The 15,195-nt window shown below is 67.7% G+C and carries 14 protein-coding genes and 1 riboswitch; of the genes, 11 read left to right on the plus strand and 3 right to left on the minus strand.

Annotation, left to right across the window (positions count from 1 at the left end; genetic code table 11):
- Nucleotides 1-142: 142 nt before the first annotated feature.
- From ACFWF1_RS24620 to ACFWF1_RS24640, 5 genes are all read left to right on the plus strand, one after another.
- Complete coding sequence (locus ACFWF1_RS24620; protein WP_379291606.1) at nucleotides 143-1,459, plus strand: aminotransferase class V-fold PLP-dependent enzyme; 1,317 nt, start codon at nucleotides 143-145, stop codon at nucleotides 1,457-1,459.
- Nucleotides 1,456-2,736, plus strand: coding sequence for a heavy-metal-associated domain-containing protein (locus ACFWF1_RS24625; RefSeq protein WP_379291604.1), 1,281 nt, complete (start codon nucleotides 1,456-1,458; stop codon nucleotides 2,734-2,736). Before ACFWF1_RS24620 ends, ACFWF1_RS24625 begins: the two co-directional genes overlap by 4 nt.
- On the plus strand, nucleotides 2,733-4,211 hold the full coding sequence (locus ACFWF1_RS24630; protein ID WP_379291602.1) for an alanine racemase: 1,479 nt from the start codon (nucleotides 2,733-2,735) through the stop codon (nucleotides 4,209-4,211). Before ACFWF1_RS24625 ends, ACFWF1_RS24630 begins: the two co-directional genes overlap by 4 nt.
- The gene (locus tag ACFWF1_RS24635; RefSeq protein ID WP_379291601.1) at nucleotides 4,211-5,536 is read left to right on the plus strand and encodes a pyridoxal-phosphate dependent enzyme; all 1,326 of its coding nucleotides are present in this window, start codon (nucleotides 4,211-4,213) and stop codon (nucleotides 5,534-5,536) included. Before ACFWF1_RS24630 ends, ACFWF1_RS24635 begins: the two co-directional genes overlap by 1 nt.
- Nucleotides 5,537-5,652: 116 nt before the next feature.
- Nucleotides 5,653-6,060 (plus strand): hypothetical protein, encoded by a 408-nt coding sequence (locus tag ACFWF1_RS24640; RefSeq protein ID WP_379291600.1) that lies wholly within the window; start codon nucleotides 5,653-5,655, stop codon nucleotides 6,058-6,060.
- Here the strand turns inward: ACFWF1_RS24640 and ACFWF1_RS24645 are convergent.
- The gene (locus ACFWF1_RS24645; protein ID WP_379291599.1) at nucleotides 6,026-7,456 is read right to left on the minus strand and encodes a condensation domain-containing protein; all 1,431 of its coding nucleotides are present in this window, start codon (nucleotides 7,454-7,456) and stop codon (nucleotides 6,026-6,028) included. The two genes, ACFWF1_RS24640 and ACFWF1_RS24645, sit on opposite strands and share 35 nt — an antisense overlap.
- A gap of 220 nt (nucleotides 7,457-7,676) precedes the next feature.
- Between ACFWF1_RS24645 and ACFWF1_RS24650 the strand changes: the two genes are divergently transcribed.
- The 5 genes from ACFWF1_RS24650 (at nucleotide 7,677) to ACFWF1_RS24670 (ending at nucleotide 13,121) form a co-directional block, all read left to right on the plus strand.
- A complete protein-coding gene (locus ACFWF1_RS24650) occupies nucleotides 7,677-8,306 on the plus strand; it encodes a TetR/AcrR family transcriptional regulator (RefSeq protein ID WP_357388440.1) in 630 nt (209 codons plus the stop codon).
- A gap of 107 nt (nucleotides 8,307-8,413) precedes the next feature.
- Nucleotides 8,414-8,585: riboswitch (M-box (ykoK) riboswitch) on the plus strand.
- 238 nt (nucleotides 8,586-8,823) lie between these two features.
- Nucleotides 8,824-9,540, plus strand: a complete 717-nt coding sequence (locus ACFWF1_RS24655; RefSeq protein WP_379291598.1) for an MgtC/SapB family protein — start codon at nucleotides 8,824-8,826, stop codon at nucleotides 9,538-9,540.
- On the plus strand, nucleotides 9,537-11,273 hold the full coding sequence (locus ACFWF1_RS24660; protein WP_379291596.1) for an ABC transporter permease: 1,737 nt from the start codon (nucleotides 9,537-9,539) through the stop codon (nucleotides 11,271-11,273). The genes ACFWF1_RS24655 and ACFWF1_RS24660 overlap by 4 nt, the downstream gene beginning before the upstream one ends.
- Before the next feature lie 40 nt (nucleotides 11,274-11,313).
- Complete coding sequence (locus ACFWF1_RS24665; RefSeq protein ID WP_379291595.1) at nucleotides 11,314-12,660, plus strand: AAA-associated domain-containing protein; 1,347 nt, start codon at nucleotides 11,314-11,316, stop codon at nucleotides 12,658-12,660.
- A 71-nt stretch (nucleotides 12,661-12,731) separates the two neighbouring features.
- Nucleotides 12,732-13,121: a hypothetical protein gene (locus tag ACFWF1_RS24670; protein WP_379291594.1), complete on the plus strand. Its 390-nt coding sequence runs from the start codon at nucleotides 12,732-12,734 to the stop codon at nucleotides 13,119-13,121.
- Here ACFWF1_RS24670 and ACFWF1_RS24675 read toward each other — a convergent pair.
- A complete protein-coding gene (locus ACFWF1_RS24675) occupies nucleotides 13,101-13,988 on the minus strand; it encodes a LysR family transcriptional regulator (RefSeq protein WP_379291592.1) in 888 nt (295 codons plus the stop codon). The genes ACFWF1_RS24670 and ACFWF1_RS24675 overlap by 21 nt on opposite strands.
- Nucleotides 13,989-14,079: 91 nt before the next feature.
- Between ACFWF1_RS24675 and ACFWF1_RS24680 the strand changes: the two genes are divergently transcribed.
- Nucleotides 14,080-14,796, plus strand: a complete 717-nt coding sequence (locus ACFWF1_RS24680; RefSeq protein ID WP_379291591.1) for an SDR family oxidoreductase — start codon at nucleotides 14,080-14,082, stop codon at nucleotides 14,794-14,796.
- Nucleotides 14,797-14,932: 136 nt separating this feature from the next.
- On the opposite strand, the gene ACFWF1_RS24685 is transcribed toward ACFWF1_RS24680, so the two are convergent.
- Entirely contained in the window at nucleotides 14,933-15,109 is a 177-nt protein-coding gene (locus tag ACFWF1_RS24685; RefSeq protein WP_379291590.1) for a hypothetical protein, read from the minus strand.
- Between the last annotated feature and the right edge of the window lie 86 nt (nucleotides 15,110-15,195).

Genomic DNA, 15,195 nt, shown 5'->3' on the forward strand with positions numbered 1-15,195 from the left:
TGTGAAAGCCGTTGCCCTCGAAGCGCTTGCGAGGACGAATGTCCGGTGCCGCTCGATAACCTTCGAAGACCCTACCAAAAGTGCGTATCGTGGGTGGCGTCCAACGCACCTTGTGAACGGGTTTTGCGGAGGGAGCGTCACGTTGCGATCCCAGGCCTCGAGGTCGCATTTCGCGCGGCCATCAACCACCCGACTATCGGCAGCGTCGACGCCGACCCCGACCGACGTCCGGAAGCTCTTCCCCGCCCTGACCGAATCCACCGAAATCTACCTCGACAGCGCCGCGACCACGCAGAAGCCGCTGCCGGTCATCGAGACCATTCATCGGTATCACAGCTCACGAACCGCCAACGCCGGGCGCGGAACCTACCCGTGGGCGACCAGCCTGACCACCCGGTTGAGCCGAATCCGGGATCGCACCGCGGCCTTCATCGGCGCCGAGTATCCGGACGAGGTGGTCTTCACCGGTGGCGCGACCGCGGCACTGAATGCCGTCACGCTCTCCTGGGGGTTGGCCGTCCTGGAGGACGGCGACGAAATCCTTTACAGCCCAGCCGATCACGCGTCGAACGTGCACCCCTGGTACCACCTGCGCGGCCTGCTCGCGCGTTTCGGCCGCCGGATCGAGCTGGTGCCCTATCGGGTCACCGGCACCGGGGAGGCCGACACCGCCGACATCCTCGCCAAGGTCACCCCGCGCACCCGGTTGATCACCACCAGCCATCTGCACCACGTATACGGCGGCCTGACCACCCTCGCACCACTGCGCGACCTGCTCGACCCGGCCATTCTGCTGTGCTTCGACTGCAGCCAGAGCGGTGGGCATGTGCCGGTGGACGTGACCGAACTCGGCGCGGACTTCGCGATCTTCGCCGCGCACAAGATGTTCGGCGCACCGGGAACCGGAATCCTCTACTGCCACAGGCGAGTCCACGATACCCTGGTGCCATTCCTGCCCGGCGGTAACTCGGGGGTGCTGGTGAGCGAGGCTGGATTGGTGCCGGCGGCGATGCCCGCGCTCCTGGAGGGCGGCACGCACAATATCCCCGGCATCCTCGCGCTCGGCAGCGCGCTGGAGGTGCTGGAGTCGTTCGATATCGGTGCCATCGCGGCCCACAATCACGCGCTGACCGTGCGGCTCATCGAGGGTCTCCGGCCCATCCGCGGGCTCGAATTCCTGCCTGGCCCAGCGCATGCGCCGAACCCGGGCGGCTACGGCATCGTCTCGTTCACCCTCGACGGGATCTCCGCGACCGACCTCGGCTTCGTGCTGAGCGAACTGGGTTTCCTGGTCCGCACCGGCCTGCACTGCACGGTCGCGGTCAAGGACAGCGCGTTCGACCAACGGCTCGCCGACGCCGACGACTCGGTGCGGGTCAGCACCCACATCTACAACACCGCCGACGAGATCGACCGATTCACCCAGTGCGTCAAGACGATTGCCGAGGAGGTCAGATGACCATGGACACTCCGCGCTACGACCGGCGGGCCGCGTCCCGGGTGCTCGCCGGGTTGGCGCAGCCGGGCCTGTTCGCGGCGCCGGTGCCCGTCCCCGACCGGCGCAAGTTCGAATTCACCTGCACCGCACTGCATACCGAGCCCAACAGTCACCTCACCTTCTCGCAGCGGCTGTATCTGGAGCGATTCATGCGGCCGTGCCGGCCGTACCAGGTCACCAGCGCCACGCACCGGATCACCTGGACCGACAGCGACGGCATCCCCAACACCGGCCACTATCGCGCCGACGGGCTCGGCCCGCAGGTGCCGATCGCCATGCGCGAGACGGTCTTGGCGCTGTGGCACGCGCTGGACGCGAATACCGCTTTCACCGAACGCATTTCCGCACTCGGCCCGCGCGAACACGCGATGCTGGACGGCACCACCACCGACCACGAGCCGATGGACATCTTCCGGGTCGGCATCGAGGCCGCCGGGCGGGCGCTGGCCCAGCACGCCCTGCTCGCCAGGCAGACGCCGTATCGCAGCGCCGCCGAATTCGCGCTCGGCATGCACGAATCCGGCCTCTTCTCCGCCGTCGCCACTCGCTGGTACTGGGAGCTGCAGGCCTCGACCTACCGGCGCGGCATGATTCCGGTGACCCTGATCGCGCAGCCCGACGGCACCGTGCGCTACTCCGCCGAGACGGTGGCGACGCTGCGGGCGATGAAGGACGCCACCATCGCCGACGCGCACACGGTGATGCGCCGGGCCACCCACGTGGAGGGGCTCAGCATTCCGGCGGCGCTGGCCAAGTATCACGACGACCTCGACCTCATCTCCCGCCAGTACGCGCTGCTGCCCGCGGGGACCAGGCCCGCGTGTCTGGCCGCGATGCCGCATCACCTCGGCGGCGGGCACTACAGCATCCTGCCGGTGGTGGTCGATCAGTTCGTCGCGGTGTTCGCCCAGGTCGCCGGGCGCTGCGAGCTCGTCGAGGTGAGCGCCGACCTGGACGGCGATACCGCCGACCGGGCGGCCACCGCCGAGGATCAGGTGTTCTACGTGCCGGATATGACCTGCAAGCACTGTGTCCGGACGATCGGCGGGGTGCTGGAGTCGATGGACATCCGGGTGGTGGAGATCGATCTGATCAGCAAGCGGGTGGTCGCCGAGTTCCGCAGTCCGCGCAACCGCGCCAGGGCCTTCGAGGCCATCCGGGACGGCGGCTACAACCCGGTCGCCGAGCGGCCCGCGGTCGCCGCCGAGGGTGTCGTGGCGTCGGAAACTGCGGTATGACGGCACCGATTCCGGCACTACCCGCGAAGATCGATCCGCTGGTGCGCGCCTTTCTCGATACGCCGGGCGCGGTGGCGGCGGCGCTGGATCGGTTCGGTTCGCCGGTGCACCTGGTGTTCCCGCAGGTGTTCGCGGAGAACCTCGCGCAGTTCCGCTCGGTGCTCGATCGCGTGCTGACGCGGTATCGAATCTGCTACGCGCACAAGGCGAATCAGTCTGGTGGGTTCGTGCGGACCGCCGCGCGGGCCGGGATCGCCATCGATGCCGCCTCACCGCAGGAGGTGGCCAGCGCGGTGACCGCCGGGTTCGGGCCGCAGCGGATCGAGGTGACCGGGCCGAAAGGTGAGGTGTTCCTGCGTGATCTGATCGATCAGGGCTGTACGATCAATGTGGACAATCTGTGGGAGTTGGCCCGCATCCCCGAGTTGACCCGCACGAAAGTGCCGGTGCTGCTGCGTGTTTCCGGATTCGATGACGGTCAGGTGAGCCGGTTCGGGGTGTCGCTCGGACATATCGAGCGCGCGTTCGAACTCCTGTCGGCGCACCGTGATCGAATCTCCTTCCTCGGGTTCGCATTTCATCTCGACTCCGGCGACACAGGCGAGCGGATCCGCGCGATCGACGCGTGTCTGGCGCTGGTCGAACGGGCCTACGGTTACGGGCTGACACCGACGGTGCTGAATATCGGCGGCGGGTATCGTCAGGTCTTCACCGCCGACGCCGACCAATTCGACGCCTACGTGCACGCCTTGCGCGAATCGCTGCTCGGCCGCGGGGAGCCGATGAGCTGGGGCAGCAATACCTTCGGCTATCACGTCGCCGGTGGCGCGGTGCACGGTATACCGGTGTTCCACAAGTACGCCAACACGATTCCGGCCACCACGATGCTCGAGGACCTGTGCACCGCGCCACTCGATCGGCACGGCGGGCGCACCGTCGCCGAGGTGGCCTCGGACAATCTGCTGGACATGTGGCTGGAGCCGGGCAAGGCACTGGTCGATCACGCGGGGGTGACGGTGGCCACGGTCGAGTTCGTCAAGGAGATCGCCGACGGCACGGTGCTGGTCAACCTCGACCTGAGCCGTGACTCGGTGACACCGGCCGATCAGGAGGTGATGGTCGATCCGGTCGTGCTGCCGAAGCACGGTCTCGGCGAAACCGCGCCTGTCGGTGTGTATTTCGCCGGGCGGCTCTGCTTGGAACGTGATCTGATCACCAATCACAAGGTGTGGCTGCCGGAGCGACCGCGGCCCGGCGATCTGGTGGTGTTCCCGAATACCGGTGCCTACCATATGGATCTGTCCGCGGCCACGGCCTCGATGCGGCCACCGCCGATCAAACTGGCGGTCGCGCACCGCGGTGGCAACTTCCAGGTATGCCTCGACGCCGACTATCAACCTGAGCTACCGATCGGACCGCCACCACACCAGTCCGCACCGCGACGTTCGCCGCGCATCCCCACCGAGGCACCCTGATGCGCTACGACCACATCACCGAACTCATCGGCAACACTCCCCTGCTGCGGCTCGACCCCGCGGTGCACGGTCTCCCCAACGTCGAACTGTACGCAAAGCTGGAGTCCTGCAACCCCTTCGGCTCGGTCAAGGATCGGGTGGCGTGGGGCATGATCCGCGACGAACTCGACGGCATCGTGGCGAACGGGCAGACCTTCATCGAGGCGTCGAGCGGCAATACCGCCAAGGCGCTGCGGATCCTCGGCGCGATGCACGGCATCGGGCTGCGCGCGGTGACCAACCGGATCAAGGTCGCCGAGGTGCGAGAGCTGTTGCAGCTCTTCGGGACCGAGATCGTCGAGCTGCCCGGTCTGTCCGAGTGCCCCGATCCGACCACGCCGAACGACGTGTACTCGGTGATCGAGGCGACGATGGCGCAGCAGCCGGACGCCTACTTTCACGCGTCGCAATACACCAACGAGAAGAACATCGAGGCGCACCACCACGGCACCGGCCGGGAGATCCACGAGGACCTGGCCGCCGACGGCATCAATCGGGTCGACTATCTGATCGGCGGCCTCGGCACGACGGGCTCGACCAGGGGGACCGCCACCTATCTGCGCAAGCACAATCCCGAATTGCGCACTGTCGCCGTGGTTTCCGACCGCAGCGACTTCATTCCCGGCATCCGCTCGGAGAGCGAGATGTGGGATGTCGGCCTGTTCCAAGCCGACTTCTACGACGATATCGTGACCGTCGACGCCGGGAACGCGGTGGACGCCACGCTGCGCCTCGCCACCGGTTACGGCATCCTGGCCGGGCCGACCAGCGGTGCCAGCTATGCGGCCGCGTTGGAAACCCTTGCCGCAGTCGATCTCTCGGAGCGGACGGACGGGCCGATCGTCGCCGTGTTCATCGTCTGCGACCGGCTGGAACCGTACCTGTCCTACATCAAGAAGCGCAGGCCCGATCTGTTCGACCGCGCCGACCGCCTACCGCCGCTCACCGCGACGGAACAGGCTGCCACGCCGACCCTTTCCCCGAACGAGCTGGCCGAGCTGGACCGCACCGGCAAGCCGACCATCGTGGACACCCGCGGTTCGATGGCCTACCGCATCGGGCATGTGCCTGGCGCGCTCAATATTCGCGACGACCAGCTCGACGACATGTTCGCGCACGGCATCCCGTTCCCGCGCTCCCGGCCGGTGGTGTTCGTCTGCCCGGTGGGCGAGCTGTCGCTGCGCTTCGCCACCCGGGCCAAGCAGGCGGGTTACGACGCGAGCAGCCTGGCCGGCGGCATCGTCGCCTGGCGGGATGCGGGCCTGCCGCTGGAAAGTGGCGGGTGACGCGCGCGGGCCATCGGCCATTTCGCGCGTGTCTCTTTCGGGTCGCGGGGAGACTGCTCACGAAGCGCGGAACCCAGCGCTGTCTGTACGTCACCGCCCGAGAGAGATGACTCATCATGTACCGGTCGAAGAAATCCGTCGCCGCCGCACTGACCTCCTTCGGTGCCATCACCGCGGCCCTGGTGCTCACCGCGCCCGCCGCACCGGCCGCGGTCTCCGCCGTCGGCGTGGCACCGGGGCTGAGTTTCGGCAGCTCCACCTCGTTCGGCACCAACTGCACCTACATCGCGACGGCGACCGCGACACCCGGCGACGTGGTCGGATTCTTCGACCCGACCGGCACCTTCGACCCGGGCGGCTGGCTCACCGTCCCGACGTCGGGCACGGTGACCGCGAAGTGGACGCCGCTGCTCCCCGGCAATCACACCGTGTACGCGGTGCACAATTCGGGCGCATTCGTCTCGACCGCGGCCACCGTGGGCAACGGCGTCAATCTCGGCCCGGTTTGTCTCGTATTGCCCTGAGCGATGCCTCGGGCAGCAACGAATCGAGCGATCCGCGACAGCCGTCGGCCAGGATTTCGACGGTCGCGGTGAACAGCGCCACGATCTCGGCCGCCGTTGCCTGGTCGAACAGCGCGGTCGGATAGATGAACACGCCGTCCACGCCCGCGGGCGCGCCGACCCGGTCGTAGCGCTCGACGAGGCCGAATTCGAGGTCGTGCTTCGCCCTGGTCACCCCGGTGGGCAGCTCGGTAATCGTCAGCGTGCCGGGGCAGGCGGGCTCGGGCACGGTGCCGCGCTGCAGGATCAGCGTCGCCTGGAACAGCGGGCAGCGGGCGTCCTGCAGCAGGCAGCGGCGCAGCCGTTGGTTCGGCGTGTCCGGGTGCGCGAACGCGGCCAGGGTGACCCGGCGTACCTGGTCGAGCAGCTCGTCGACATCGGCGGCGCGGTCGAGGCGGATGCGCGACAGCACGTCGTCGGCGAAATTGCCGACCAGATCGTCGAGCAGGCGGTGGTCGCGACCCGCCACGGCTGTCGCGAGAGTGATGTCCGTGCTGTCGGCGAGCGCACCGACGACGACCGCGAACGCCGCTTGCAGCACCATCAGCAGACTCGCCCGTGCTTGCTGTGCGCGCACCAGCAGCGCGCTGTGCACCGAGGCGCTGAATACCACGGGCACCGTGGCGCCGGTGGTGTCGCGTGCGACGTCAGCCGAACGCGCGCAGGCGAATTCGAGTACCGGGGGCCGTCCGGCGAGCGCGTTCGCCCAGTAGCGCAGTTGCTGGGTCGCGCGGCTCCACTCGTCGTTGTAGTCGCCCAATTGCGCGTGCTTCCACAGCGTGTAGTCGGCATAGTCGACCGGCAGTGGCGACCATCCCGGCGATAGGCCGGTCTGCCTGGCGAGATACGCGGTGGCCAGGTCGCGCATCAGCGGCGCGACCGATCGACCGTCGATCGAGATGTGGTGCGCGACAAGGATCAACACCACCTCCTGCGGACCGAGCACGCATACGCGGGCACGGAAGGGCAGATCAGTTGTCAGATCGAAGGGCGCGGTCACAAATTCCGTGATGCGGCAAGACAATTCGGCTTCGGTCGACGCGATGATCTCCGTCACGATCACAGCCTCGGCCGTCGGAACGATCACCTGAACAGGCCCCGACGCGGTCGCCGGATAGCAGGTGCGCAGCGGCTCGTGCCGGTCGACGACATCACCGATCGCCGCGGCCAGCGCGGGCAGACTCACCGCGTGACCCGAAATGCGAACGGCGCGTGCCACATTCCAGTCGCTAGAGCCACCTGCCCGGGACGTGTGCCACATCCGCTCCTGTGCCGGGGCCAGTGGCAGCCGCGCGGGACGCGGCACACGGACCAGACACGGCTGCCGAATCACCTGTAACGCAGGATAATTCGGCATGTTGGCCGTCCTCCTGCTGACGTACCCCCCCGTCGAAACCCCCGCCGCGGAGCCGTCCACTCGCCATTAACCTCCGCTGTACCGCCGACCGATCGGGCGCACCGTAACCAGCGCGAGTGAACCGATGGTGGCCGCGGGATGGCCGTCCCGGATCAGCGACGGCAAGACCCCGATGTCAGGGGCGCCGATCTCGCCGCCGACCAGGCACTAGTCTGGTGCGGTGCAATCAGGCCAGGAATCAGACGACGACGCGGGCCCACGGATCTGGGGCGGCACGACCCTCACCGAACGCCGGGAGGCGCGCCGCACCGCGCTACTGGAGGCCGCGCTCGATCTGATCGGCGAGGCGGGCGCCGCCGGGGTCACCATGCGTGCGGTGTGCCGCCGGGCCAACCTGACCGACCGATACTTCTATGAGAGTTTCACCAGCCGCGACGAGCTCCTCGACGTGCTCTATCGGCAGGTCGCCGACGAGTTCCTGCAGCCGATGACCGCGTTCGCCGCGACCGACGAGCCGACCCGCGACCGCGAACTGGCCAAGATCCTGGTCGACAAGGTGCTCGACGACCCGCGCAAATCCCGGCTCTTCCTGGTCGAGCCCTACTCCAGCACCGGCCTCGGCCAGACCACCATCTCGGTGATGCCGGTCTTCACCCGGCTCATGCAGGACCACCTGTTCTCACACATCGACGATCCGGTCAAGCGCAGGCTCGCCGCGGTGACCATGGCCAGCGGCAACGCGGGCATGTTCTCCGCCTGGCTCAACGGCTCGCTGCGCGCCACCCGCGACGAGATCATCGACCACTGCGTCGCGGTGATCACCGCGTACCGCTCACTGTACAAATCCTGACAGAGCGCGTTCTGCGCTCGGGCACAACGGAATTCGGCCCCGCGATGCGACCGCGATCACATCCGGGTTGCCATCGCTTCCGTTCGGGTGTTTACTGACCAGCGCAAGGTGCCGATCGTTCGCTGAGGCTCCTTCACGGAAACAGGCCAGCGACCCCGAACGTCGAGAGACGCCCCGGGTCAGGACAGATCTCCCCGGCTTAAGGGGTGATCCCGATTGGCTCCCGGCTCCACCGGGTTTACGCCGTGAAGTGCCAAAGGTCTTACGAGGAGGGGTGCTCACCGGCGTTTTTGTCGGGTTCCACTGCTGCGCTCTGCAACGATCAGTCAATGACGTGCGGTATTTGCCGTGCGCTGATGGACCAAGGAGGTGAGCCGGATGCCCGGCGGTAATAGTCCGTATCCCCCGTTAGCCAAATATTCACCCGGCGACACCTCAACAGCTGATTTCACCTCGGGAAAAACCCCGTAACCTGCTGTTTTCGACGGTGCGCTGACAAAGTTCAGGGAGTGCGGTCATGACAACAGTGGAAATGATTCTCCGGCTGCTCGCCGGGGTCGGCCTCGGCGCGGCCATCGGCTTCGAGCGCCAGTATCGGGCCCGGATGGCGGGCCTGCGCACCAACGCGCTCGTCGCCGCGGGAGCGACACTGTTCGTGCTGTTGTCGGCACACGGCTTCTCCGGCGGCGACGCCGACCCGACCCGGGTCGCCGCACAGATCGTCTCCGGCATCGGCTTCCTCGGCGCGGGCGTCATCATCCGCGACGGGCTCAACGTGCGCGGCCTCAACACCGCGGCCACCCTGTGGTGCGCGGCGGCGGTCGGCGCGCTGGCCGGCGCGGGCATGTACAGCACCGCGGCCGCGGGCACCGTCGCGGTGGTCGGCGTCAACGTCGCACTCCGCGCGGCCGGACGCGCCGTGGACAAGCAGCCCGAGGCCGGTCACGAACAGCCCGCCTCCTACGCGTTCGCCGCCGTCACCAACGACGACAACGAAGCGCACGTGCGTGCCCTGCTCGTACAGGCGTTGACCCGCACCGACTTTCAGCTGATCTCGATCTCCAGCGCGAACACCGGCACGCCGGGCCGGGTCGAGGTGCGCGCCGAACTGTTCGGCGATCAGCGCGACGATCGCCAGATGGAGTCGGCGGTGAGCAGGCTCAGCCTGGAACCGTCGGTGACCAGTGTTGGTTGGCACATCGCCACCACGGATGTGAAGGGCCCGCAGGCATGACTCTGCTTCGTTCTTTTCCTGCGGGCAGCGCGCTCGACCGGCCGCGCAATCGGTTCGCCGACGTCGTCGTGTTCGTCGGCGCGGCCGTGCTGATCTGGCTGGTCGTGCGGGTATCGGCCAGCGCGAACGTGCCGTTCGACCAGGCCGACGCGCCCGCCACCGTGTCCACCGATCCCGCGCAGCTGCCCTACTACGCGGCGCGCTCGCTGCTGCGGATGTTCGCGGCGCTCGGGCTGTCGATCCTGTTCACCTTCGTCTACGCGACCGCGGCGGCACGGCTGCGGCGGGCCCGCACGGTGCTGCTGCCACTGCTCGACATCCTGCAGTCGGTGCCGATCCTCGGGTTCCTGTCGATCACCGTCGCCGGGTTCATCGCGCTGTTCCCCGGCTCCCAGCTCGGCCTCGAAAGCGCCTCCATCTTCGCGATTTTCACCTCGCAGGCGTGGAACATGGCGTTCGCGTTCTACCACAGCCTGGCCGCGCAGCCGCGCGAGCTGGACGAGGCGGCGCGGAACCTGAGACTGTCACGCTGGCAACGCTTTTGGCGGGTCGATGCGCCGAGCGGGATGATCCCGCTGGTCTGGAACGGGATGATGAGCTTCGGCGGCGGCTGGTTCTTCCTGGTCGCGTCCGAGGCGATCAGCGTGAACAACCACGAATACGCGTTGCCCGGCATCGGTTCCTACGTCGCGACGGCCACCGGAGACGGCGATCTGGGCAAGGTGTTCATCGCGATCGGCGTGATGGTCGTGATGGTGGTCGGGGTGAACTTTCTGTTCTGGCGACCGCTCACCGCATGGGCCGAGCGGTTCCGGGTGGAGGACACCGGGGCGGCCGACGCACCGCGCAGCGTGATGCTGAACCTGTTGCGGCGCTCGCACATTCCGCTGCTGCTCGGCAAGGTGTTCGGTCCACTGGTGTCGCCGCTGGATCGGTTGATGAGCGTGTTCGGGCTCGCCGAGTACCCGCTGCACGCCTCGCCGGTCCGGCGTCGCGCCGGGGATCTGGTGTTCGCCGCGGTGGTCGCGGCCGGGGTCGCCTACGGCGGGTATCGGGTGGCCGACTACATCGAATCCACCGCGGGCTTCGGTGAGGTCGGGCACGCGTTCGGGCTCGGCTTCCTGACGCTGCTGCGGGTGATCGTGCTGCTGGTCTTCGCCACCATCGTGTGGGTGCCCATCGGTGTGTGGATCGGGTTGAACCCCAAGGTGTCCCGGCTCGCGCAGCCGGTGGTGCAGGTGCTGGCCAGCTTCCCGGCCAACTTCCTGTTCCCGTTCATCACCGCCGTGCTCGTGTGGAGCGGGGCCAGCCTCAACTGGGCGGGCACCATCCTGATGGCGCTCGGCGCGCAGTGGTACATCCTGTTCAACGTCATCGCGGGCGCCAGCGCGGTGCCCACCGACCTGCGCGAGGCCGCGGCCAACCTGCAACTGCCGCGAAAACTGTGGTGGCGCAGGCTGATCCTGCCCGCCATCTTCCCCAGCTATGTGACCGGCGGGATCACCGCGGCCGGCGGCGCGTGGAACGCGTCCATCGTCTCCGAGGTCGTCGACTACGGGTCGACCACGCTGGTGGCGGCCGGGCTCGGCTCCTACATCCACGAGGCGACCAAAGTCGGTGACTCGCCGCGGATCCTGATCGGCGTGCTGGTCATGAGCATCTATGTGGTCGGCATCAACCGGCTGTTCTGGCGGCGGCTCTACGCACTGGCCGAACGGCGGTACTCGCTGTGAACGCCCGCTACTGCTCCATCCGTTCGACGGGAGATCCATCATGACCGTGACCACCACCGAGGCCAACCGCGAGGTGCTGCTGGACATCTCGGGAGTCGGCAAGCGATTCACCGGCGCCGCGGGCGACGAGTTGCGGGTGCTCGACGGTATCGATCTGCAGCTGCGCAGCGGCGAAATCGTCGCGCTGCTCGGGCGTTCCGGCTCCGGCAAGTCCACCCTGCTGCGCATCATCGCCGGGCTCATCGCGCCGTCCGACGGCGAGGTGACCTACCGAGGCACCCCGCTCAACGGCAGCAATCCCGGTGCCGCGCTGGTGTTCCAGTCGTTCGCGCTGATGCCGTGGCTCACCGTGCAGGACAACGTCGAACTCGGGCTCGCCGCCCGCAACGTGCCACCGGCCGAGCGGCAGCAGCGGGCACTGGCCGCGATCGACATGATCGGCCTGGACGGCTTCGAATCCGCCTACCCCAAGGAGCTTTCCGGCGGCATGCGCCAGCGAGTCGGCTTCGCCCGGGCCCTGGTGCTCGAACCGGATCTGCTGCTGATGGACGAGCCGTTCTCGGCGCTCGACGTGCTCACCGCGGAGAACCTTCGCACCGAACTGGTGAACCTGTGGGCCACCGACGGTTTCCCGACCAAGGCGATCTGCGTCGTCACCCACAACATCGAGGAGGCCGTGCAGCTGGCCGACCGGGTACTGGTCCTCGGCTCCAACCCTGGTCGCATCATCGCCGAAATCCCCGTGTCGCAGCAGCGTCCACGGGATCGGCGCGCGCCGTGGTTCGAGGCCATGGTCGATCAGATCTACGGCCTGCTCACCGGCCGCGACACCGAACCCGTTGTCGCCGAACCGGATAAGGCCACCCCCACCGCCCAGCCGCTGCCCGACGCCTCGGTCGGCGGACTGGCCGGCCTGGTCGAACTCGTCTACGCCAACGGCGGCCGCGCCGACCTGCCCGACATCGCCGACGAGCTCAACTTCGAGATCGACGACCTGCTACCCCTCGTCGACGCCGCCGAGATGCTCGGCTTCATCACCGTCGAGGACGGCGACGTGCTGCTCACCGACATCGGCACCAGCTTCACCACCGCCGACATCCAGGAGAGCAAGCGCATCTTCGCCGAACAAGCCCGTCACCGCGCCCCCCTGGTCCGCACCATCTGCAAGGGCCTCACCGGCAGTTCCGACGGCAGCCTGCGCGCCGGCTTCTTCCTCGACCTGCTGCGCCGCGGGTTCGGGCCGGAAGATGCTCGGCGGCAACTGGATATCGCCATCGACTGGGGCCGCTACGCCGAGTTGTACGACTACGACACGGATTCCGACAAGATCACCGCCGACCCGGCGGCCCAGGTCTTCGCGGGCGTGCGCGGGAAGTGGACCGCGTAGACACCCGGCCCGAGGGTCGACTACCTCCGAGGTAATCGACCCCGCAGCGTCTTTCGGGAACCCTGATACGTATGACAACGAATATCGTGTCACCTCCCCCACTGTCCGGTGCGATGCGCGGGTTAGCCGTCGGCCGAATCATGTTGGGTGTCGCAGCCCTCGTAATGCCACGCACCATGATCACCGCCTTCGGCACCCGCTCGACCCCCGAATTGACCTACCTGACAAGAATTTTCGGCGCGCGAGGGGTAGCACTCGGCCTGGGCTACCTGACGGCCCCCGCTGATGAGCGCCCGCGATGGCAACGCATCGGGCTGATGGTCGACCTCATCGACACCGCCCACGGCGCCGCCCATGTCGTACGCGGTGACGTCCCGCGCACGACCGCCATTGCGCTGGCGACATTGACCGGCGGCTATATGACCGTCGGCGCAGCCAGGCTAGCCCGCGATCTGTGGTAGCAAGCGCGGCGCGGTGTCGCGGAGCTCGGCTGCCGAACGAACGAGCGCGGCGACCGCCCGGGAGCGGCTGCTCGGCGGCCACGCGATCACCGTGGTGACATCCGGCGCGTCGACAACCGGCACCGCGACGTGTTCGGGCCACTGCCAAGCCCGGCTGGAGGCGGGGATAACGAGCAAGGTTTTGCCGAGCGCCACGAGCTGAGCGAGCTGCGACTGGGTGCGAACCTCCGGCCCCGGCCCGTCCGGGTAAGTCCCGTCGAGTCGGGGCCATCGAGCGATCGGCAGGCCCGGCACCGCGCTGACCTCCGCCAACGTCAGCTTCTCGCGCGCTGCGAGCGGATGCCGGGCGGGCAGGAGCGCGATCTGCCCTTCCACGTAGAGATCCTCGGTGTCGAATCCGGCGAGGTCGTCGTACGGGCGATGCATGAGTGCCACGTCGGCCTGCCCGTCGCGCAGCCGTCGTGCCTGCTCACCTACCTCGCACAGCAGGATTTCGACAGGTGCCGCATCGGGTTCGCGCGCCAACGCGTCGAGGAGTCGCCGCAGCAACTCGTGGGATGCCCCTGCCTTCGTCACCAGCACCAAGGGCCGCTGCGGACTTCCGGCACGCTGCGTCCGGCGCGCGGCGGCGGCGACCGCGTCGAGAGCCGACGCGGCCTCCCTAAGGAGTACCCGGCCCGCATCGGTGAGCGCCACGCCACGACGGTCCCGGTCGAAGAGTCGGACGCCGAGCCGCTGCTCCAACTGGCGGATCGCGCGCGAGAGCGGCGGCTGGGCGATCCCGAGCCGACCGGCGGCGCGGCCGAAGTGCAATTCCTCGGCGACGGCGATGAAGTACCGGAGCTCGCGGGTCTCGAGATCATGCACGTCGGCAGCCTACCGGCTGATACCTGGTGAGTATCACAGTGCACTGAACCGATATTGGACGATCCATCCGGGCTCACCAAGGATTGATCGAGTGAACGACACAAAGATCGCGCTGGTCACCGGCGCGAACAAGGGAATAGGCTTCGCCATCGCCCAGGGCCTCGGAGCGCTCGGCCACACCGTCGCGGTAGGAGCCCGCGACGACGCCAGGCGCGCGGAAGCTGTTGCGCGCCTGCGTAACACCGGCATCGACGCGTTCGGCGTCGCCCTCGACGTCACCTCCGGCGACAGCGTCACCGCCGCAGCGACAACCATCGAACGGACCGCAGGACGACTCGACGTGCTCGTCAACAATGCAGGCATCGCCGGCCGAATCGACGGTGGCGCACAGGATCCGACAACCCTCGACCTCGACGTCCTCCGAACTGTCCTCGACACCAACGTATTCGGAGCCGTCCGCGTAACGAACGCAATGCTCCCCCTGCTCCGCCGCGCCCCCGCACCCCGCATCGTCAACGTATCGAGCAACATGGGCTCACTAACCCTGCAAACCGGCCCGATCCTGGCCGCCTACGCCCCCTCCAAGTCCCTACTCAACAGCCTCACAACCCAATACGCTCGCCAACTAGCCGACACCGACATCATCGTCAACGCCTGCTGCCCCGGCTACGTAGCCACCGACTTCACCGGCTTCAACTCACCTCGCACCCCCGACCAAGGCGCCGCCATAGCAATCCGCCTTGCCACCCTGCCGGATAACGGACCACGTGGTGGCTTCTTCGACGACGAGGGCGTCGTCCCCTGGTAGGTCGTGGCCCTGGTCGCCGAGTTCGGTGCGCCACTATGCGACGTAGTCGATGGTCAGGACCGAGACGCGCAGCTGATCGGCGTGGATCCGGAGGAAGATACTCGCGGACCAAGCTGACGCGAGGGCTGCCAACGGATCAGGCGGGAAACCCTCGATCCAACTGTTCCCAGGTCACCGTGACTTCTAGCGGGTCGGAGGTCTGGACCGCGAAGAGATCTTTGTCGCGGATGGCTCCGCCGCCGCTCACGTACACCTGGTCCGCCGACAATCGCAACCGCTCGATGGACATCGCGATGCCGTCGTCCCCTGCCATCCGAATGATCCAATAGTGCGGAATGCCGGCCTTCGCGTACAGCCGTCGCTTGATGATCAGATCCTCGGCGACTCACAGTGAATTAT

This window comes from Nocardia sp. NPDC060255, assembly GCF_042727395.1.
In the GTDB taxonomy this organism is placed as follows: domain Bacteria; phylum Actinomycetota; class Actinomycetes; order Mycobacteriales; family Mycobacteriaceae; genus Nocardia.

Coding starts and splice junctions, on each gene's coding strand:
- ACFWF1_RS24640 (WP_379291600.1), top strand. CDS start 5,653: ATGTACCGGTCGAAGAAATCCGTCGCCGCCGCACTGACCTCCTTCGGT.
- ACFWF1_RS24635 (WP_379291601.1), top strand. CDS start 4,211: ATGCGCTACGACCACATCACCGAACTCATCGGCAACACTCCCCTGCTG.
- ACFWF1_RS24630 (WP_379291602.1), top strand. CDS start 2,733: ATGACGGCACCGATTCCGGCACTACCCGCGAAGATCGATCCGCTGGTG.
- ACFWF1_RS24685 (WP_379291590.1), bottom strand. CDS start 15,109: ATGGCAGGGGACGACGGCATCGCGATGTCCATCGAGCGGTTGCGATTG.
- ACFWF1_RS24665 (WP_379291595.1), top strand. CDS start 11,314: ATGACCGTGACCACCACCGAGGCCAACCGCGAGGTGCTGCTGGACATC.
- ACFWF1_RS24655 (WP_379291598.1), top strand. CDS start 8,824: ATGACAACAGTGGAAATGATTCTCCGGCTGCTCGCCGGGGTCGGCCTC.
- ACFWF1_RS24670 (WP_379291594.1), top strand. CDS start 12,732: ATGACAACGAATATCGTGTCACCTCCCCCACTGTCCGGTGCGATGCGC.
- ACFWF1_RS24625 (WP_379291604.1), top strand. CDS start 1,456: ATGACCATGGACACTCCGCGCTACGACCGGCGGGCCGCGTCCCGGGTG.
- ACFWF1_RS24660 (WP_379291596.1), top strand. CDS start 9,537: ATGACTCTGCTTCGTTCTTTTCCTGCGGGCAGCGCGCTCGACCGGCCG.
- ACFWF1_RS24645 (WP_379291599.1), bottom strand. CDS start 7,456: ATGCCGAATTATCCTGCGTTACAGGTGATTCGGCAGCCGTGTCTGGTC.